We start from the raw sequence: 18,859 nt of genomic DNA, 5'->3' as shown, positions 1-18,859 counted from the left end.
CTTCGGGCTACCAGGCGATGGAGTTGGGGTTGGTGCCGCGGAGGAACGGGAGGCGGGTGGCCTTGGCGGTGGCGATGTCGATGCGGTAGGCCGCGCCGGCGCCGTCGACGACCATCAGGAGCTTGCCGGCCGGGTCGAGGGCCATCGGGTGAACGTCCAGAGGGCGTTGCCCCGGTCCTGTTTCGGCTCCTCGAACAGGGCCCGCAGCTGACGGCCGGTGAAGGCGTCCAGCTCGACGACCCGGGTCACCGGGGCCCCGTCGGGACGTTGCTGGGCGGCGATGACGTAGACCCGGGTGCCGCCGACGCCGAGAAGCGGGGTGATCATGGTGTCCAGCTGCAGAAGCGTCGGAGGCGCGGTGTTCGGCGGCAGCTGCGGTGGCAGGGGTCCGTCCGTCCCCCAGCCGAAGATCGGCTTGATGGTGCTGTCCCGGACCAGCGACACCTCGTGGCCCGCCCCATCGATCGTCAACCGGTACGCGAACCCCCTGGGCGTGGCGCGGTCGTAGGCGAAGGCATGGAACACGCGCGGATCGCTCGTCGCCTCGACCGTCGTGAAGAACTCATCCGACCGCGGCTGGACGGTCGCGGTGACGGCGCCGGTCAGCGCGTCCCGCACGGCGACCTCCCGGTACTTTCCGTCGGCGATCGTCGTGAGGAAGTAACGAGCCGGGAATCCGGCCTCGGCGACGGCCGCCGCCCAGGGGTCGGGCGGCTTTCGGAGCGCCTGGGCAGCACAACCGCCGACCCGCCGACCAGGAGCAGGACGACGACGCCGACCAGCACAGGCACGAGACGCCGCGCCCGGCCCGTGCGCGGCTCGCCGCGGTGGTACCAGCGCTGCCGGGCCAGGCTGGTGGGCGAGGCTGGGACCCTTCCGGGTGCCAGGTCGGTGGTCACCAGGTCGGTGGTCACCAGGCCGGCGGTCGCGGCGGTCGCGTCGCGCAGGCGGTCCTCGAGCGCGGTCATGGGCCGGGTCACCACGCGATCGAGTTCGGCATCGTGCCCCGCAGGAACGGAATGCGGGTGGCCCGCGTGGTCGCGATGTCGACGCGCCGGGTTGCGCGCGTGAGGCATGGACTACGAAGCCCGGGTTGGCCGGACGGCTGAGCCAGGCCCTCCACCCGACGCGGCCTGAGATCAAGCCGCGCAACCGACGCAATACTCGACGCAGTTGGCGGCGATCTTGTGCAGCTGGATGATCTGGCCCGAAACGGAATCAGGTGCGCCCGACCAGCAAGACTGCGATTTCTCCACGATCACGTTCTGCTGGGGTGGGTGCACCTGCCCCGGGCGACCTATGTCATCACCGGACTGGCTGAAGATCGTCGCTGACGACGATCGGTCGTCGACTCCAGCCGGCCTATCCCGTCAGTGAGCTGAACCAGTGAGACGGGGCGTGGCGGATCAGCACTTGGGCCGTGAGGACGACGGCGGCACAGGCCAGCAGCGGAACAACCACCAAGCGTTCGACCCTGCCGTCCGTCCGAGGTACCAGGACTGTCTCCATCCGCCAGTTCACCGGCCAGAGCAGGGGGCAGCCCTCTGGGGTCAGGCAGTCCCCGATCAGATGGGCGAGGCAACCCAGGGCGACCGGGTAAGCGGCAAAGCTCATGTTCAGGTCATGCATGAGATAGACGGCCACCCCGGCCATCCCACAGTCCTTCAGCCCCGACCAGACCTCATGCCCCTCGAAGTCCAGACCGAGGCCGCGCAGCCCGAAGCCCACGAGAACGAACAGCGCCGCCCACCAGCCGTACCGAAAGTGGGCCGCCAGCAGCCCCATGGCATACCCCATGGCGACCACAAACAGCAGGGAGTGGGTGGCGTGCCGATGGCCACCAGACGCCCGGCTCACCCACCGGCACATCGTCCTCGTGACCGGTCCGAGAGTGTTCGCGATCCGGCCGGACGGATGGTCGATGTCGGGCAGCAGCCCCGCGCCCGCGGCCACCACCGCACCGGCGATCACCTGGCTGGTTGACAACGACACCGCGTACGAGCCCAACCACTCTTCGCGGGAAAGGAGTGGCGCGGCGACCAGCCAGAGCACCGCCCCGCTCAGCGCGTGCGTCCGTCCCATCACGGCAGGTCCACCTCAATGATCAGCACCTGGCGGACTCTAGCCCGCGCCGTCCAAGGCTCCCGCGAGGCGCCAACGTGACGTCCATCGCCTATCCGACAAGACGGGCTACTTACGGCACCCGGCCTTGCGCAGCGACAGTGCGAGCGTCGCGGCCAGCGCCCCGTGACTGCCGAGGAGACGGATCGCGTCACCGTTGTCCGTTGGCGGTCCCCAGCCCTGTGCCGCGCAGATGTGCTGCGCGACATCGACGCAGGCCTCGATCGCCGTCACGGCGGTGTACATGACCCCGCGCAGCCAGATCGGATCCGCGCGGCGCTCATCGTCGGCGTCCGACTCGGAGCGGAGCACGGACAGATCGCCGGTGATCGCGCGGAGCAGGCGCCATCGCTATGGCCGCGTGCCCTCTGTTGGCGCTGCTGTTGTCAGTCGGGCTGCTCAGTCGCGCTTTGAAACGGCACCGATTCCAAGCTGCCACATTTCATAGTTCCCACATTCTGCCGTGATCTCGGCCGTCGCCTGAGCCGCGATGAAGAAGTCGTCGACCACTGGCGAGGTGCGCGAGGCCGCCACCGCGAGGCACACCTGGTCGGGCGCCAGATCCGGGATGGGCACATAGATGACGTCCGGATGTGAGTAGAACACGGTCGCCGAACGGGCCAGGAACGAGATGCCCCGGCCGGCCGCGACATGCTCGAGCGTCTCGTCCACCCCACGCACCAGGTACCCGGCGTTGGGGTGCGGGCGCCTGGTGGGCTGTGTGCTCGGGTCGGCAGGCCAGACCAGCGGCTCGCCGGCCAGGTCGGCCTCGGTGACCTCCTCCTTGCCGGCCAACCGGTGGTCGGCGGGCAGCACCGCCACCCGCGGCTCGGTGTACAGCGGGGTGACGCGCAGGCCAGTCTCGTCGATGGGCAGCCGTACATAGCCGACGTCGATGCGGCCGTCGAGCAGCATCGTGGCCTGGTCGTCCCATTCGATCCGCTGCACGTCCACAACCACGTCCGGGTGCCGGGCCTCGAAGGCCCGCGCCGCCGGGATGACCGGGATGCCGGCCCGGAAGCCGACCATTAGCCGCTGGCTGCCGCGTGCGGCCACGGTCACCCGGCGGCGGACCGCGTGCGCGGAGGCCAGCAGCGGGCCAGCGTCGGTCAGCAACTGCCTGCCGGCGTCGGTCAGCGCCACGCCGTGGCTGTCCCTGGTGAACAGCGGAGTGCCGAGATCCTGTTCCAGCGCACGGATCTGCCGACTGAGCACCGGCTGCGCGATGTGCAGCTCATCGGCCGCACGGCCGAAGTGCAACGTGTCGGCGACGGCGACGAAGTAGCGCAACTTGCGCAGGTCCAGATCCATGGAACCTCCCGGTCCGGCGATGCCTTCAGGGTATCGCAACGGCTGAAAGAGGTCTTGGACACACACTCAGGCCAGTGGCACCGTGGAATTGAGCGCCGTTTATTGCGTCATTCAAGGGCGTCGACGACACCACCGTTAACAACAACGGGGTGGGCGTGGCGTTCTGTCCAGCTATCCCGCTCCAGAAAGCAGGCACTCCATGAGCAGCATCAGCATTATCGGCCTGGGGGGCATGGCCCGCGCCATAGGCGCCCGCGCGGTCGAGGGCGGCAACGCCGTCGAGGTCGTCGGTCGCGACGCGGCCAAGGCCAAGGACTTGGCCGCCGCGCTCGGCGGCGGCGCCACGGTCGGGACATTCGGCACCGCCCCAGCCGGCGACATCGTCATCCTCGCCGTGCCGAACGCCAGCGCCGTGCCGGTCGTCGCCCAGTACGGGAACGCGCTCGTCGGCAAGGTCATCATCGACATCACAAACCCCGTGAACGCCGACGCCACGGGGCTGGTCACCCCTGACGGCACTTCCGCCGCGCAGGAGATCGCCAAGGCCGCCCCGGCGAGCGCGCACGTCGTGAAAGCGTTCAACACCGTCTTCGGCCACGTCCTGGCCCCGGGCCGCCCGCTGGACGTGCTCTTCGCCGGCGACGACGCGCGGGCCAAGGCGAGCGTATCGGCGTTCATCGAGAGCCTCGGGTTGCGCCCCCTGGATGCCGGAGGCCTGGAGATGGCGCAATGGCTGGAAGGGGCGGGCCTGCTGATGATCAGCTTGGCCCGCCACGGCGTGGGGGACTTCAACTTCTCCCTCGGCGTCAGCAGTCTCAGCTGAGCACACCCGCACCACCACTTCTCGCACCACATCACTGTTCGACGATACGTACGGATGCCGCGGCCAGATCTCGCGACCCGCTCTCCAGCCCGAATCCCGGCAGCTACCGCTCCGGCCGCGCCGAACTCGACGTCGTCTTCCGGCCGACGAGGCGTGATCGGGCCGTCATTGGCCTCCCACCGGAACGGGAGCAGACCCGGTAGTTCCGCGGTCATCGCTGGCCTGCCGAGCAGATGACGCGGGGATGGCGTTGTCGATGAGGACGGCGGCGATGGCGGCGGCGGTGAGGAAGGATTCGCTGTTGAGGACTCGGGTGCGGGCCGAGGCGCCGTCGATGAGCAGCGCCAGTTGTTCGCCGAGTTGTTCGGGGTTGGTGGCGCCGGCTTCGCGGGCGGTTTCGGTGAGCCGCGCGGCGATGGCGGTCGTGTAGTCGCGTGCGTACTGGGATGCGGGAACTGTTTCGGATACCCATCAATTCAACGGAGTGATCATGGGAAAGCTCGATGGCAAGGTAGCGGTGATCACCGGCGGATCCACCGGCATGGCACTGGCCGGCGCCAAACTGTTCGTCGAGGAAGGAGCGCACGTTTTCATCCAGGCCCGGCGGCAGGAAGCACTGGACGACGCCGTCAAGCTGATCGGCCGCAACGTCACCGCCGTCCAGGGTGACGCGGCCGAACTGGACGACCTGGACCGCTTGTACGACACCGTCAAGCGGGAAAAGGGCTCGATCGACGTGCTGTGGGCCAGCGCCGGGATGGGCGAACCCGCCGTTCTCGGCGAGATCACCGAGGAACAGTTCCACCGCGCCTTCTGGCTCAACGCGCGCGGCACCCTGTTCACCGTGCAGAAGGCACTGCCGCTGATCAACGACAACGGCTCGATCTTCATGACCGGATCCAACGCCTCCCTCGACGCCTTCCCCGGCTGGAGCCTCTACGCGGGAAGCAAAGCCGTCCAGCAGGCCTGGGCCCGCGTCTGGCTCAACGAACTGCGCGACCGCAAGATCCGGGTCAACGTCCTGACCCCCGGCCAGGTCGCCACCGCCAAACAGGAAGAACTGTTCGACGAGGCAACCAAGGCCGCATTCGAGTCCCTCATCCCCCGCGGAAAGATGGGCCGCCCCGAAGAAATCGCCACCGTCGCCCTGTTCCTCGCCTCCGACGACTCCAGCTACGTCAACGGCCTGGAACTGGTCACCGACGGCGGCACCACCGCCATCTGAACCACGCCCCCGGCCTGAGCGCGTTCTACCGCGGACTCGAGGACCTTGGCTACGACACCCTGTGGGTCGGCGATCGCCTGGTCACGCCGGTTGATGTGGACAGCAGCTATCTGGCCCACGGGCCGCAGATGACCAGCTCCCTCGATCCGGTGCTGCTGTGGACCGTCGCCGCGGCGGCGACCAGCCGGATGCGCCTGAACGCCAGCACGCTCAGCACGTTCTACTACGAGCCGCCGCACCTGGCCCGGCTGCTGACCACGCTCGACGTGCTCAGCGACGGCCGCCTTGGCGTTGGTGTGGGGCTGGGGTGGATGAAGCAGGAGTACGACAGTTGACAAGGAGCAGCAGCTTGCGCGTTTTCGTCACTGGCGGGACCGGCCATTCCGGTTCGTACATCGTCCCCGAGCTCATCGCCGCCGGGCACGAGGTCACCGGCCTGGCCCGGTCGGACACGGCCGCGGCGGCGCTGTCCGCGCATGGCGCGAAGGTGCGTCGCGGCGACCTCGAGGATCTCGACGGGCTCAAGGAGGCGGCCGCGGACTCCGACGGCGTTATCCACGTCGCGCACAGGCAAGACCTGCTTCTCTCCGGCGGGATCGACGCCGTGGCCGCCGCGGAGGTCCCGATCATGCTCGCGTACGGCGAAGCACTGGCGGGAACCGGAAAACCGCTGGTCGCGGCGGGGAGCATAGGCTCGCCAGGGAGCCTGGGCCGGCCGGCCACCGAGGAGGACCCGGCCCTTCCCGGCGGCGATGAGCACAAGGGCACCCTGCACGCTCGTAACGTCGTGGAAACCGCCGTAGTCGGCCTCGCTGAGCGGGGAGTGCGGTCTTCGGTCGTGCGGATTGCCAACATCGCGCACAGCACGACCGATCGTGCCGGCTTCCTCTTGCAGCTGATCGCGCTCGCGAGGGAGAAGGGTTTCGCCGGCTACCCCGGAGACGGCGCGAACCTGTGGAACGCCGTGCACGTCCGCGATGTCGCCTCCTTGTTCCGCCTGGCGCTGGAGAAGGGGCCGGCTGGCAAATACTGGCACGCGGTTGGGGACGGGGGCATCCCGTTCCGCGAAATCGCCGAGGCCATTGGCAGCCGTCTGGGCCTGCCCGTCGTGAGCGTTCCCGCGGACGTACTGATGGTGCCGGGATACTTTGGGTTCCTTGCGAACATAGTCACGCAGAGCTACCCGGCGTCCAACCTCATCACCCGCCGGACCCTCGGCTGGGAGCCCGCTCAGCCCAGCCTGCTCGCCGATTTGGACAACGGCCATTACTTCTCCGCCATCTGATGGCAGGGACCCGAATCACAACGAGTCCGGCAGATGACAAGGGTTCGGCTCTTCTGGAGGGATGCTGAGAATATGACGACTGTGGGATTCATCGGAAGCGGCGCCATCGGCAGCACCATCGCGCGGCTCGCCGTCGAGGCCGGGCACCAGGTCGTGCTCAGCAACTCGCGCGGTCCCGAAACGCTCGCGGACACGGCCGCGGAACTGGGGCCGCGGGCGTCCGCGGCGACGAGCGGGGAGGCCGCGGCGGCCGGTGACATCGTCGTGGTCACGGTGCCGGTCAAGGCCTTCCCCTACTTGCCCGCCGCGCCACTGGCAGGGAAGACGCTCATTGACACGTGCAACTACGGCCCCAACCGTGACGGGCACATCCCCGAGCTCGACAGCAAGTCGCTCACCTCGAGCGAGTTGCTGCTGCGGTACATCCCGGACGCCATGCTCGTGAAAGCGTTCAACAGCATCTTCTTCAAGCACCTGCTGTCACTCGCCCGTCCGGCGGGGGCGGCCGACCGCTCGTACCTGCCGATCGCCGGGGACTCCGCGTCGGCGAAGGCGGCGGTGACCGAATTCATCGAATCCATCGGGTACAGCGTGGTGGACGCGGGACCGCTGGCCGATAGCTGGCGGCAGGCGACGGGCACGCCGGTGTGGGGGACCCCGTACGGGCCGTTATCGAACGAGAAGGGCCAGCCGGTCGGCGAGGACGCCATCCGCGCGGCACTGGCCACCGCAACGCGGTAACCGCAGGCCCGAGCGGCGGGCCGCTCCTGCGCGGCGGCGAAGCTCCAGCTCCGCCCCGCGCGCCGTCCGAGCGTTCCAGCGCGAAGCACGCAGATGACGTCGCCGAGCTGCCGGGGCCACGACACGCTGGACGTTGGCGGATCCGGCGGGCCGTCAGGTAACGGTGTGTCCTGCCCGCAGGAGGTGCGCCGCGTACCCGCGCCATGGCCGCCACCGCCGCGCGTACCGGGCCAGGCCGGCGGCGTCGCCGGGCAGCCCGCGCTGCCGGGCCGCGGCACGCAGCCGGGAATCCCCGGCCGGAAAGGCATTGGGGTCGCCGAGTCCGTACAGGGCCAGCTCGTCAACCAGGGCGGGGCCGAGGCCGGGCACGGCGAGGAGGGTATGGCGTACCGCGGCGCGGTCGACACCCTCGTCCATGACCAGCTCCCCCGTGGCCAGCCGACGCGCCAGTTCGCGGAGCGTGCGGCCGCGGTCCATGGGCAGCCCCAGCTTCGCCGGGTCTATCGCAGCAACCGCCGCGGGCTCGGGAAAGGCGTGGGTCAGCCGGCCGTCCGGCGCGGCCAGCGACGCGCCGAGCGTGGCGACCGCCGCCGCCTGTGGTCCGAGTACCGCGCGCAGCGCGGTCTCGGCTCCGTCGACGGAGCAGGGCAGCCTCAGTCCCGGAAACGCCTCGACCAGCGGGGCGAGCGCCGGGTCGGCAGCCAGTACGGGAAGGTAGGTTCGCGGGTCGGCGTCGAGGTCGAGCAGACGCCGGCAGCGGGCCACCGCCGCACCCAGGTCCGCCACGCTGGCCAGGCGGAAGGTCGCCTGGACATGGTCGGGCGCCGGCCGCAGAGCTACCGTACCGGGGCCGCCGGGCAGCCGGAGCACCCTTCGGTACTCGCCGTCCGGGCAATCCTCGACCCCCGGCACCGCCCGGGCCGCCAGCCAGCCCAGCACGCCGTGCGGGTCGTAGGGCACCCGGACGGGAAGCCGCAACATGAGGACGCCGGGCGGCTGCGGGGCATCCCGCCGTCGCGCCGCCCGCAGCTGTGACGGGGTGGCCGCGAAGACCTCCCGAAGCGTGTCGTTGAACTGCCGGATGCTGGCGAAGCCGGCCGCGAAGGCGATCTCGCCGAACGGCATCCCCGTAGTCTCCACCAGCAGCCGGGCCTGATACGCCCGCCGGGAGCGGGCCAGCGCGAGCGGCGGGGCGCCGACCCCCTCGACGAGTACCCGGTGCAGGTGGCGGCTGCTCACCGCGAGCCGGCCGGCCAGGCCGGGTACGCCCTCCCGGTCCACCACCCCGTCGGCGATCAGCCGCATCGCCCGGCCGACCAGGTCGGCCCGGGTGTTCCAATCCGGCGAGCCGGGTACCGCGTCGGGGCGGCAGCGCTTGCACGCGCGCAACCCGGCCAGCTGCGCGGCCGCCGAAATACGGTAGAAGGTGACGTTTACCGGTTTCGGGCACACAGGTGAGGGGCAGCTCGGCCGACAGTAGACCCCGGTGGTGTGTACCCCGACGATGAACCAGCCGTCGAACCGCGCGTCCCGGCTGCGGGTGGCCTCGAAGCACACGTCGAAGTCGAGATCCACCCTCCGATCATGCCCCGCTCGCGGTCGTCACCGGGCCGGACCTGGTAGTCGGGTCCGTCTCGGTGGCCGCCGGATCGGGCTCAGCCGACCGGGCACCGGCGGCGGTCAGGTCGCGGGCGAAGGCGAGCGTCGGTACCGCCATCAGAGCGCAGACCGCGAGTACCGTGACGGTCACACCATGGCCCAGGGTCAGCGCGGCCAGCCCGGCGCCGAGCGGTGGGGTGGCCTGCATCAGTGTGCGCAGCAGCCCGAAGAGCCTGCCGTGGGTACCGGCCGGCGCGGCTGCCATGCGCAGGGTCTGCGCCCAGGTGGTCATCGCCGCCGCGCAGCCGCCCAGCCCGACCAGCCCGACCAGCGCCGCCCACCGGGAGGGCACCAGCAGCGCGAGCACCGTGGCGGCGGCGAGCAGTGACGCCGCCATGATGGAGCGGGTCAGCGATGGCCGCCAGGCACCGCGCAGCAAGGTCAGCGCGGCGAGCAGTTCGCCACCGGTCATGGCGGCCACCAGGTAGCCGTACCCGCCGGCGCCCAGGCCGTACTCCACAGCGCGCCTCGGCAGCACGACCAGCAGCGCGCCCTCGCCGATGTTGAACAGCGCGAACATGACGGTGGTGTCCCGTAGCACCGGCTGGCCCGCGATCAACCGCAGCACGGGCCGCAGCCCGCCACCCGCCGCCACACCACCCCGGGACGGTCGGGTGCCAGCCAGGCCGCGGGTACCGAGCAGGCAACACGCGAACGCCAGGTAGCTCAGCGCGTCGAAGGCCACCACGTACCCGGGCCCGACCAGGGCCACCGAGAAACCTGCCGCCACCGCGCCGACCAGACCGGCGATCCCGAAACTCACCGACTCCAGAGCGTTGGCGGCCATCAACTGCCCGGGTGCCACCAGGCTGGGGATCAGCGCGGGGAATCCGGCCAGGCTGATCATCTTCAGCAGCCCGTACATGGCGGCGACCAGGTACAGCTGGGTGGTCCCCAACCCACCGGCGACCGCGGCCAACGGCACCGACCCGAACACCGCGGCCCGAAGCAGACTGTCTCCCGCCAACAACCATCGCCGGTCGTACCGGTCCAGCGCCCAGCCGGCGACCAGGCCACCGACGGCCACCGGCGCGGTGTAGAGCGCGGCGAGCAAGGCCACGCTCCCGTGCGGCCGCCCGAACACGAACGCCACCAGAGCGACCCAGCTCGCCGCGTCTCCCGCCGCGGACACGGTGGCGCCGATCCACACCCGGCGGAAAGCGGCATTATCCAGCGGGGACCCCATGGGGATCCGGTCCTCGTCAGCCACCGGCCCATGCTCATCTCCATGCCCGACCAGGCGCTGGCGGAAATCGGCCAGCTTGGTCCAGCCTCCCGGCACAGATCTTCACGGCGACCGCCACCCCGGATCGCCGGGCTGGCGGTCGCCGTGAAGATCCGGTCAGGGGCGGTCTTGCCCGCGGGCGCGGATAGTTACGTTCCGCGCATCTCGGCCACAGGGTTCGCACTACTTCTGGTCGCAGAAATGCGCCGAACCCTGGTCATGACGGAGCTACCATCCGCGACACGCCAGCCAGGCCCGTCGCAGCCTCGACAGCCGTGACCCCAGGCGGCCGCATCCGCGTATCCGGCCTTATTGCCCAGCTGCTCCCGCCGAGGTATTCGGAAGGCCTCCGTCACCTACCCTCGTGCCCGTCGACAATCGCCCCGCCCGCCGGCCTACCGTCGGCGGCTCGCCTCCCGTACAGCGTGGCGGTCCAGGCGTTGGTCAGCGTGTCGATCAGGACCGTCTGGTCGTCGAAAGGCGGGACCCCGGCGGCGGCGAGATAGTACAACCGTTCGCCGAGCCAGGTGAGGCCCGCCGCAGTGGCCTGGACGTCCACGCCGCCGAGGTGCCGGAGCGCCTCGGGGTCAGCCTCGATGCGGGTGACCGCGGCGTCAGTGAAGCTGTTCATCTGGTCGAGCCACAGCGCACGCAACCCGTCGTCGGATCCCCAGCTCTCGACGATCGCTTTCAGCACGCCGGCGTTTTCTCGCCACAGCCGCGCGCCATCCGTGACGCCCTGGCGCAGGCCCTCCACCGGATCCGACGGTCCGGCCGCGTCTGGGCTCACCCACGGGTCCGCGGCCTCATGCCCGCGCCGTACCGCCTGGCGGACGAGCTCGGCGAGCACGGCCTGCTTGCTGGCGAAATAGAAGTAGAAGCTGGCCTTCGACACGCCGGCGGCACGAATGATGTCGATGACGCTGACCGCGTCGAACGCGCGGTGCGCAAGCAACCCCTCCAGCGCGCCAAGCAGACGCGACCTCAGCTCCGCGGGAGGCGGGTCCCCCGCCGACCGGCGGGCCGATTCCGCAGTGTGGGACGGCGTCATCCTCTCACGTTAGGGCACCTTGGCCTGGCTACTTGCTCAGGTACCAGGTGTCCGGGCCGTGCCTGGCAGCGCACAACGATCCGCCCGACCAGACGGGTAGTCCAGACTGGGTGTATGGTCGCCGCATGACCGCCATCGCGATACACCTCGTGGTAGCCGATACCGACAGCGACGCGGCGTGGTATGAGCGGGCACTGGGCGCTCAGGAGATCAGGCGGCTGACGCTCCCGGACGGGCGAGCCCTCATGGTCGAGCTGCGGCTCGGCGACACGGTGCTGGCGGTCGCCGCCGAGATGCCCGAGGCCAAGATCCGCGCCCCGAAGGACCTTGGGGGCACGCCCGCCGCACTGCACCTGGCCGTTCCCGATGTCGACGCGGCCTTCCAGCGCGCCGTGGCCGCGGGCGCGGCGGTCTTCGAGCCAGTGCACGACGCGGTCTGGGGCGATCGCACCGGACAGTTCCTCGACCCGTCCGGTCATCGCTGGGCTCTCGACACCCACGTCCGGGACGTGCCCGACGACGAGATCTCTCGCGAGCTCGCCCGGATCGTCAGCGGGTCGTCATGAGATACCGGACGTTGGGCGCCAGCGGGCTGCGGGTCTCCGAGCTGATCCTCGGCGCGATGACCTTTGGTGAGCAGGGCGGGGTCGGCGCCCCACTGGAGGAGTGCCGCCGCATCCTCGACGCCTTCGCCGAGGCCGGCGGCAACACGCTCGACACCGCGATCAACTACCGCGACGGCGCCAGCGAGGAGATCCTCGGCGAGCTGCTTACCGGCCGCCGCGAGTCCTTCGTCCTGGGCACCAAGTACACCGTCTCCCGCGACCGCGCCGACCCGAACGCCGCCGGCAATGCCCGCAAGAACCTGCGTGCGTCTCTCGAGACCAGCCTCCGGCGGCTGCGCACCGACCACATCGACGTGTACTGGGTCCACATGTGGGACCGCTTCACCCCGATCGAGGAGACGATGCGTGCCCTCGACGACGCGATAAGGGCAGGCAAGATCCTCTACATCGGCATCTCCGACGCCCCCGCCTGGGTCGTCGCCCGTGCCAACACGCTCGCCGACTGGCGCGGCTGGAGCCAGTTCGTGGGCCTGCAGGTGCCCTATAGTCTGCTCAACCGCGACATCGAGCGGGAGCTGCTGCCCATGGCACAGTCACTCGGCCTAGGGGTCACCGCCTGGAGCCCGTTGGGTGGGGGCGTCCTGTCCGGAAAATACATCCCACCGGCCGGTCCCTCGACGGCCGGGACCAGCAAGGACCAAGCGGGCGGTCCGGCCCCGACGCGTCTGAGTGCCGCGTCACTGACCGAGCTCGACCTCGCCGTCGCCCGAACCGTGCGCGAGGTCGCCGACGAGCTCGGTGTCACCCCGTCGCAGGTCGCGATCGCCTGGACCACCTGCCGTTCCGCGGCGATCCTTCCCATCCTGGGCGCGCGCCGAGTCGATCAGCTCCGTGACAACCTCGGCGCGCTCGACGTCACTCTGACACCCGATCTCGTCGCCCGGCTCGACAGTGCCACCGGATTCTCGCCAGGCTTCCCGACCGAGTTCATCGACCAGACCTCGCCATGGGTCCTCGGCGCCGCCGATCTAGATTCGCAGCCCCACGGCGCCCGATAGGCGACGCGGGACGAACCAGGCTCAGCCCGCCGGCATCGAGCACCATCGCCTATCGCGATTTGGACGGTCTCGACGAATTCGCTGCCCGTCGCGGGCGCCAGAAGCGAATGGTCCTACTGCGGTCGGCCGGATTTCCAGCCGCCCTTCCCACCGGCCTGTGCTTGCGGTGGAGGCCGGCCACCCATCCCCCGATGCGGCCCGGGAATGACGGACCTTGGGTGACCGGCCACGAGTGGAGTGTTCCAGCCAGACAAGGCGGTGAACACCGGATCTGGTTCTTTCGTTGTTTCCTTCTCGGCGCTTTCTTTCGTTGTTTCCAGCCGGCCGGCCGCCGTGGGCCGTAAGATCGCGGCTGTACACGTGCGGCGCGCGGTCACCCGGCCGCGCACAGTCGGGGGACACGGTCAGTACATGGAGAGACGGGCAGGACGTCCACCGGAGGCGATCGCCGCTGAGGCCACGCCGCCACTGCGGGCCTTCATCGCCGAGCTGCGCGAGCTGACGCGGCGGGCTGGCTTCCAGAAGCGGGAGCTGCTTGCGACCGCCAGCGGCTACTCCGCTCCGGTCATCAGCAAGGCGTTACGCGGAAAGAGCTGGCCCTCCGAGCAGGTCGTGCGGGCCCTCGTACGCGCCTGTGGCGAGGATGAGGACGCCTGGACGGGGCGCTATTGGGCGGCCCGAGACACGTCCAGCACGGGCGCGTCGGCGCCGCGGCGTCCTGCGGGCACGGAGCAGGTGTGGCGCGTCCCGTCGCCCAGGAACCCGCGCTTCATCGGCCGGGACCGGGAACTGGCCGCGCTACATGCCGGCCTACGTGGCGAGACAGGTTCCCGCCAGGTGCTGTGCGGACTCGGCGGCGTCGGGAAGAGCAGTCTCGCGATCGAGTACGCCTACCGGTACAGCGCCGCCTACGACCTGGTGTGGTGGGTGCCCGCGGAGGACCCAGTGACCTCCACGGCCGCTCTGGCGATCCTCGCCGACGAGATGGAGGTCGCGGTCGTCGGCGACGCCGAACGGTCTGCCCAACGCGCCGTCACCGTTCTCGGCGGCGGGCGGCGGTTTCCCCGCTGGCTGGTCATCCTGGACAATGCTCATCTGCCGGGCGACATCCATGGTCTGCTGGGTGCCGCCGCGCGCGCTCCGGGAGGGCACGTACTGGTCACGTCCCGACGCCGGGACTGGCCGATGGCCACGACGCTGCCCGTCACTGAGCTTCCGACGACAGACGCGGTCCGCCTCCTGCACGCCCAGGCGGGCCTGCTGACCGACGCGGCCGCCAGCCGGATCGCGGACGCGCTGGGCTGCCTGCCGCTGGCGTTGCACCAGGCCGGGACGTGGATCGCGAACACCGGGATCACTCCCGGCGACTACCTGGATCTACTGAGCCGGAACGTCGTCGACATGATGCACCGCGGGGCCCCGCCCGACCAGGTACCCGTCGCCGCGACCTGGACCCTGGCGATCAACGCCGCCGACAACCCCGCGATGGAACGCCTGCTCCAGCTATGGGCATGGTTCGGCTCGGCGCCCATCCCCATCGCCTGGTTCCATCCTGGCGTGGCCAGGCTTCTGCCAGAGCCACTCGCCGAGCTCGCGAAAGACGTCGCCGTGCTGCGGGAACTCGAGGGTCAGATCTTCGTGGCGTCACTGGTGAGCCGCGGCGATGACACGCTCACGATGCACCGCCTCGTACGCGCCGTGCTGCGGGACGCGACTCCCGCGGCGCTACGGCCGGCGATGCGCCGGGCCGTCCACCAACTCCTGGTCGCGGCCCACCACGCCCGGCCGGCCGCCGCGCTACCGGACTGGTCGCACGTCGCCGACCTCTATCCGCATGTGCTCGCGTCCGGCCTAGTGGACAGCGAGGTGACCGGCGCCCGCGACCTCGTCCTGTGGCTGGCCTGGGCGCTGCGCGCCGCTGGCGACAACCCGGACAGCCGCCGGCTCGCCGAGCTGGCGTTCACCCGGTGGACCGCGGCGCTCGGTCCGGCCCACCTCGACACGGCCCTGGCGGCGCTCAACGTCTCCGCGACGCTGTGGGCGCAGGGCGACCACGCCGCGGCCCGAGGCCTCGCCGCCGCGGCCCACACCCACGGCGCCGACGGCGACCGGCGGATCGGCCTGAAGCACCTCGCCCGCCTGCGCGCCGAGTTCGGCGACGACCACCGGCATGTGATCTCCGCGACCGCCAACGTCGCCGCGGTGTGCTGGTACGACGGCGAGTACGACGAGGCCCGCCGCTGGTTCCAGGAAGTACTCGACCACGGCCACCGAGTCCTCGGAGACGCGCACCCCCACACCATCCGCGCCGCCACGTTCCTCGGGTCCGCGATGCTCGCGCAGGGCGACCTGGAGTCCGCCACGCCGCTGCTGACCGAGCTGTACGCCCGCGCCACACGCGTTCTCGGAGAGGCGCACCCCGACACCGCCAGCGTGCGCGCGCTCCTCACCGACAACCGATTCCTGCCAGCGGGCTGACATCTGATGGTCCCTACGCCGCGGACCGCGCCGGTCGTGTCGCTGTTGCCGTGGACGTACAGCGCGTACAGCCGCCCGACCGTCGCTTCCAAGATCGGGTAGTACACAGTGTCGAAGAAGTGCGCCGAACCCTGGTCACGAGAACATCACTTTTGGCGACGGTTCGGTCCGAATTGAGGTGCGACCCGCGGGACCCTAACTGGCCGAGTTTGACTCCTTACCGCTGGTTCCCGTTCCCGTTTCCGTAGCCAGCCCGGCCGTCGGCGCCGCCATTGCGGTGAGGCGGCGGCTGACCAGGCAGTGCGGCTGGCGGTCCGAAGAACTGTCCTTGTCCGAAGCGGCAGCCATTGCGCGCCAATGCGCGTGCCTGCTCGCGGTTCTGGACGCCGGTGGCGACGACCGTGAGACCGAGGTCCTTGGTGAGGGTGAGCAGTGCCCGGCGGAGCAGGTCGGCCCGGTTGGCGCTGCCTGTTAGGCGGCCGGCGAAGGAGCTGTCGAACATGAGTATCTGGATCGGCAGCTCGTCGAGCACCAGAAAGGTGTTCTGGTTCCTGGCGATGCCGTTCAGCGCGAGGCGCAGGCCACGTGTGACGCATGTCCGCAGGCCGCGCGCGGCCTCCTCGTCGAGGCACTCCATGTCCGAAATCTTGAGGACCAAGGCCTGGGCGGGGAGCCGGGAGGCCACCAGCGCCGCCTCGACGTCGGGCAGTAAGTCACCAGCCGGCCTCGCCGCCGAAACGCTGACGCAGACGGCGACGTTCTGCCCTGTCTGCCTTCGGTAGTGGCCGACATCGTGGCAGGCGCGGCCGAGGATCAACTGTTCGAGCTGTGCTCTTAGCCCCGCTCCGGTCGCGACCGCGACCGTCTGCTCTGCCGTGAGCAACCCGAGCGTCGGATGGTGCCAGCACGTTGAAGCCTGGAACGCGACCGTGTGATGGTGGGTCAGATCGACGATCGGCTGATAGAGGACATCGATGACGCCGCCGGCGGGATCGCCCAGCAACAACTGGCACAGCGCGAGTTGCGCCGTCGGCGACCGGCCGTGAGCGAAGATGTCAGGATCGTAGACGACCAGACTGTTTTTCCCCCGCCGCTTGGCTGCGTACATGGCGAGATCTGCCTGCTGGACCAGGTCCTCGGCACTGATCGAGGATCCCGGCACGGTGACTGTCAGGCCAAGGCTCGCGTGAATGGCGCACGGCTGCCCGGCGAGAAAGCACGGTGCCCGGACCACCGCGCCCACCCTCTTGCCGACCGCCTCGGCATCCGCGGCATCGTCCGCCAAAAGAACCGCGAACTCGTCGCCACCGAGACGGGCGACCGTGTCCGAGGGCGGTACGCAATCAAGCAGCCGCCGAGCAGTTATCCTCAGCAATTCGTCCCCGGCCGGATGGCCCAAGGTGTCGTTGACAATCTTGAAGTCATCGAGATCGCAGAAGAGCAGTGCCAGCCGGCCGCGGGCTCGCCGAGCGACCGCGTCTTCCACCCGGTCACCGAACAGCACGCGGTTCGCCAGCCCGGTCAGCGGGTCATGGAGCGCCTGGTGGTGCAGCTGGCGACGGCTCTGCTGAACCCTGTCCAGCAGCTTCTGGTTGTCCGCCAAAGTCAGCATCTGCCGGATCAGTACGAGCAACACGAGCGCGAAGATGCCGTATATTTCGATCGGTTCGACCCGCGCCCCGGTTGACATCTGAAAGCCCGCCAGCACGCCCAGCGCGGACAGCGGAATGTACGGGAGGAATATCCTCACCCAGCGTACGCCGGGTCCGGCCCGCCAGCCAGCCCGCCGGACGCGCCAGGAGGCCCTGCCGTCATCAGGAGCGGATTCGAGACTTAGGGGGGCAGCGGCAACCACAGAGCCAGTCGATGGCCGTGGCGGCGCGATGCAGGCAAGCCCGATCATCACAGTGCCAATGGCATTGGCGGCCTCGAGTTGCAGGGGCTCCGGTTGGCCGCTCGCGATGAAGTAGAGCGACGCGTGCAGAAGTATGGTGATGGAGGCCAGCCCGCCACCGAGCAATGCGAACGAATTCTTCTGGCGGGGGCGCCGGAACGCCGCCACGAGCAGGACGGTGATCAGTAGCAGGAGACATCCGAGGCCGAACGCCAACAGGACCACGAGACTGGCTGGTGCGGGTGCTCGCGCACGCACCAGAGGCTGGAGTACGACCACCCAGCCGAGCAGGCTCAGCGAACCGACGAGGAGCACCGCGTCCATGACGGTGACAGTCCGCCAGTGGGTGCCGCGTTGACCGGCTCTGCGCACCGGCTCGTCCTCTGGGCTGATTGGGTCGGTGGGAAAAGCCAGCAGCGCGACAACGGATGCTGGAATGAACGCCAGATACGCCGGCTCCGTGCCCGACAAGGGTGGCACCGGGTCCTGGCCCGAGAACAACGCCCTGACGGACGTGATGACCAGGCCGACTGCCACCGCTATCCATCCGGCGAGAAGGAGCAGTCGCCAACGTCGCTCGCCGCCCTTCGCTCGCCGTGCCGACCACAGCTCGCACCCACCCTGGAACGCTATAGCGGCCATGCCGCAGGCGCGGACCACCAGGTCAGCGGCGCGCGAGGGAAGGATGAAGGAAGCGAGCATGACTGTGGGAGTGGCTGCCGCCCAGGCATAGACTATTCGGCGGAAAACGGCCGCGCCGCAGTTCGGTGCGTCGCACTCCGTCGCAGCCGCTCGAGTGATCTCCGCGCGCGACATCGTCCTCTCCGCCTGGGATCATTTCCACCCACCCCGGCCTGGATCGTCCTGTAAGCCGGAATGTATCGCCGCGACGAACCTCCCTCCAACCCATCCAGCCGAAAGCGGCGTCATATATGCCCAGAGTGATGGCACGTACATTAGTACGGGTGGACGAGGACCGCCAACGAGCCGAGGAGGCCCGATACGCCCTCCATGCGTTCCTCGTCCGTCCCGGAACCCGCCCATTCATCACATCGCCGAGGCCGACGACCGACCTCGGGCGCGCCTGACGGCCACGCTGATCGACCATCGACGTGACGGCGGCCATCCCTGCCGCCGCCTCCGGAGTCGGTTCAGCCGGGCATCAGGTTGGCGAAACAGCGGCTCGGCTGCCACGTCGAGGACGCTCCCGTCAGCCGCCGATCCGGGCCGACGGGTTCGCATTGATGGTGGCCGGCGCGCGCAGGATCTTCCCGCGGCCCAGCCATGCCGTGTCGGGTTCTCGACTGGCCGCGGGCCCGACACCTAACCCGAACTTGCGAGTGCTCGAAGATCGCTACGCGCACAGCCTGGCACTTTGGCCTGTGTTGTCCGAAGTGTAGTCAGTAGGTTGCTTGATCGGGA

At 69.8% G+C, this 18,859-nt stretch carries 18 protein-coding genes and 1 pseudogene; 8 read left to right on the top strand and 11 right to left on the bottom strand.

Annotation, left to right across the window (positions count from 1 at the left end; all coding sequences use genetic code 11):
* Positions 1 to 7: 7 nt before the first annotated feature.
* The 6 genes from BCD48_RS51680 to BCD48_RS34735 form a co-directional block, all read right to left on the bottom strand.
* A complete protein-coding gene (locus tag BCD48_RS51680; protein ID WP_157910600.1) occupies positions 8 to 145 on the bottom strand; it encodes a hypothetical protein in 138 nt (45 codons plus the stop codon).
* Positions 115 to 618 (bottom strand): hypothetical protein, encoded by a 504-nt coding sequence (locus tag BCD48_RS34755; protein ID WP_071052663.1) that lies wholly within the window; start codon positions 616 to 618, stop codon positions 115 to 117. The genes BCD48_RS51680 and BCD48_RS34755 overlap by 31 nt, the downstream gene beginning before the upstream one ends.
* Positions 603 to 968, bottom strand: a complete 366-nt coding sequence (locus BCD48_RS34750; RefSeq protein WP_071052662.1) for a hypothetical protein — start codon at positions 966 to 968, stop codon at positions 603 to 605. The genes BCD48_RS34755 and BCD48_RS34750 overlap by 16 nt, the downstream gene beginning before the upstream one ends.
* 394 nt (positions 969 to 1,362) lie before the next feature.
* A complete protein-coding gene (locus BCD48_RS34745; RefSeq protein ID WP_071052685.1) occupies positions 1,363 to 2,082 on the bottom strand; it encodes a metal-dependent hydrolase in 720 nt (239 codons plus the stop codon).
* A gap of 108 nt (positions 2,083 to 2,190) precedes the next feature.
* The gene (locus BCD48_RS34740) at positions 2,191 to 2,433 is read right to left on the bottom strand and encodes a DUF86 domain-containing protein (RefSeq protein WP_241842228.1); all 243 of its coding nucleotides are present in this window, start codon (positions 2,431 to 2,433) and stop codon (positions 2,191 to 2,193) included.
* 87 nt (positions 2,434 to 2,520) lie between these two features.
* Positions 2,521 to 3,432, bottom strand: a complete 912-nt coding sequence (locus tag BCD48_RS34735; RefSeq protein ID WP_071052661.1) for a LysR family transcriptional regulator — start codon at positions 3,430 to 3,432, stop codon at positions 2,521 to 2,523.
* Between the two features lie 199 nt (positions 3,433 to 3,631).
* Here BCD48_RS34735 and BCD48_RS34730 point away from each other — a divergent pair, with 199 nt between their 5' ends.
* The 5 genes from BCD48_RS34730 to BCD48_RS34705 all read left to right on the top strand — a co-directional run bounded on the left by BCD48_RS34730 (position 3,632) and on the right by BCD48_RS34705 (position 7,506).
* Positions 3,632 to 4,255 (top strand): NADPH-dependent F420 reductase, encoded by a 624-nt coding sequence (locus BCD48_RS34730; protein WP_071052660.1) that lies wholly within the window; start codon positions 3,632 to 3,634, stop codon positions 4,253 to 4,255.
* Positions 4,256 to 4,745: 490 nt separating this feature from the next.
* Positions 4,746 to 5,480 carry an SDR family NAD(P)-dependent oxidoreductase gene (locus BCD48_RS34720; protein ID WP_071052658.1) on the top strand — a complete coding sequence of 245 codons (735 nt, stop codon included), beginning with the start codon at positions 4,746 to 4,748 and terminating at the stop codon, positions 5,478 to 5,480.
* Positions 5,477 to 5,815 carry an LLM class flavin-dependent oxidoreductase gene (locus tag BCD48_RS34715; RefSeq protein ID WP_198543519.1) on the top strand — a complete coding sequence of 113 codons (339 nt, stop codon included), beginning with the start codon at positions 5,477 to 5,479 and terminating at the stop codon, positions 5,813 to 5,815. The genes BCD48_RS34720 and BCD48_RS34715 overlap by 4 nt, the downstream gene beginning before the upstream one ends.
* Before the next feature lie 14 nt (positions 5,816 to 5,829).
* Complete coding sequence (locus tag BCD48_RS34710) at positions 5,830 to 6,765, top strand: SDR family oxidoreductase (protein ID WP_071052657.1); 936 nt, start codon at positions 5,830 to 5,832, stop codon at positions 6,763 to 6,765.
* A gap of 72 nt (positions 6,766 to 6,837) precedes the next feature.
* Positions 6,838 to 7,506, top strand: coding sequence for an NADPH-dependent F420 reductase (locus BCD48_RS34705; protein WP_198543517.1), 669 nt, complete (start codon positions 6,838 to 6,840; stop codon positions 7,504 to 7,506).
* A 153-nt stretch (positions 7,507 to 7,659) separates the two neighbouring features.
* On the opposite strand, the gene BCD48_RS34700 is transcribed toward BCD48_RS34705, so the two are convergent.
* From BCD48_RS34700 to BCD48_RS55155, 3 genes are all read right to left on the bottom strand, one after another.
* A complete protein-coding gene (locus tag BCD48_RS34700) occupies positions 7,660 to 9,081 on the bottom strand; it encodes an AlkA N-terminal domain-containing protein (RefSeq protein ID WP_071052655.1) in 1,422 nt (473 codons plus the stop codon).
* 7 nt (positions 9,082 to 9,088) lie between these two features.
* Positions 9,089 to 10,375 carry an MFS transporter gene (locus BCD48_RS34695; protein WP_131804161.1) on the bottom strand — a complete coding sequence of 429 codons (1,287 nt, stop codon included), beginning with the start codon at positions 10,373 to 10,375 and terminating at the stop codon, positions 9,089 to 9,091.
* Positions 10,376 to 10,742: 367 nt separating this feature from the next.
* On the bottom strand, positions 10,743 to 11,441 hold the full coding sequence (locus BCD48_RS55155; RefSeq protein ID WP_083419653.1) for a TetR/AcrR family transcriptional regulator: 699 nt from the start codon (positions 11,439 to 11,441) through the stop codon (positions 10,743 to 10,745).
* Positions 11,442 to 11,566: 125 nt separating this feature from the next.
* Here BCD48_RS55155 and BCD48_RS34685 point away from each other — a divergent pair, with 125 nt between their 5' ends.
* From BCD48_RS34685 to fxsT, 3 genes are all read left to right on the top strand, one after another.
* Complete coding sequence (locus BCD48_RS34685; protein WP_071052650.1) at positions 11,567 to 12,007, top strand: VOC family protein; 441 nt, start codon at positions 11,567 to 11,569, stop codon at positions 12,005 to 12,007.
* A complete protein-coding gene (locus tag BCD48_RS34680; RefSeq protein ID WP_071052648.1) occupies positions 12,004 to 13,065 on the top strand; it encodes an aldo/keto reductase in 1,062 nt (353 codons plus the stop codon). The genes BCD48_RS34685 and BCD48_RS34680 overlap by 4 nt, the downstream gene beginning before the upstream one ends.
* A gap of 411 nt (positions 13,066 to 13,476) precedes the next feature.
* Positions 13,477 to 15,543, top strand: coding sequence for an FxSxx-COOH system tetratricopeptide repeat protein (gene fxsT, locus BCD48_RS34675; protein WP_071052646.1), 2,067 nt, complete (start codon positions 13,477 to 13,479; stop codon positions 15,541 to 15,543).
* A 5-nt stretch (positions 15,544 to 15,548) separates the two neighbouring features.
* Here the strand turns inward: fxsT and BCD48_RS54385 are convergent.
* A pseudogene (locus BCD48_RS54385) lies at positions 15,549 to 15,665 on the bottom strand (flavodoxin); the annotation flags it as partial.
* A gap of 95 nt (positions 15,666 to 15,760) precedes the next feature.
* Positions 15,761 to 18,253, bottom strand: a complete 2,493-nt coding sequence (locus BCD48_RS34670; protein WP_083419652.1) for a diguanylate cyclase domain-containing protein — start codon at positions 18,251 to 18,253, stop codon at positions 15,761 to 15,763.
* Between the last annotated feature and the right edge of the window lie 606 nt (positions 18,254 to 18,859).

Origin of the sequence: Pseudofrankia coriaricola (genome assembly GCF_001854805.1) — a bacterium.
Taxonomy (GTDB): domain Bacteria; phylum Actinomycetota; class Actinomycetes; order Frankiales; family Frankiaceae; genus Pseudofrankia.
This window is presented reverse-complemented; position numbering and strand designations above follow the sequence as displayed.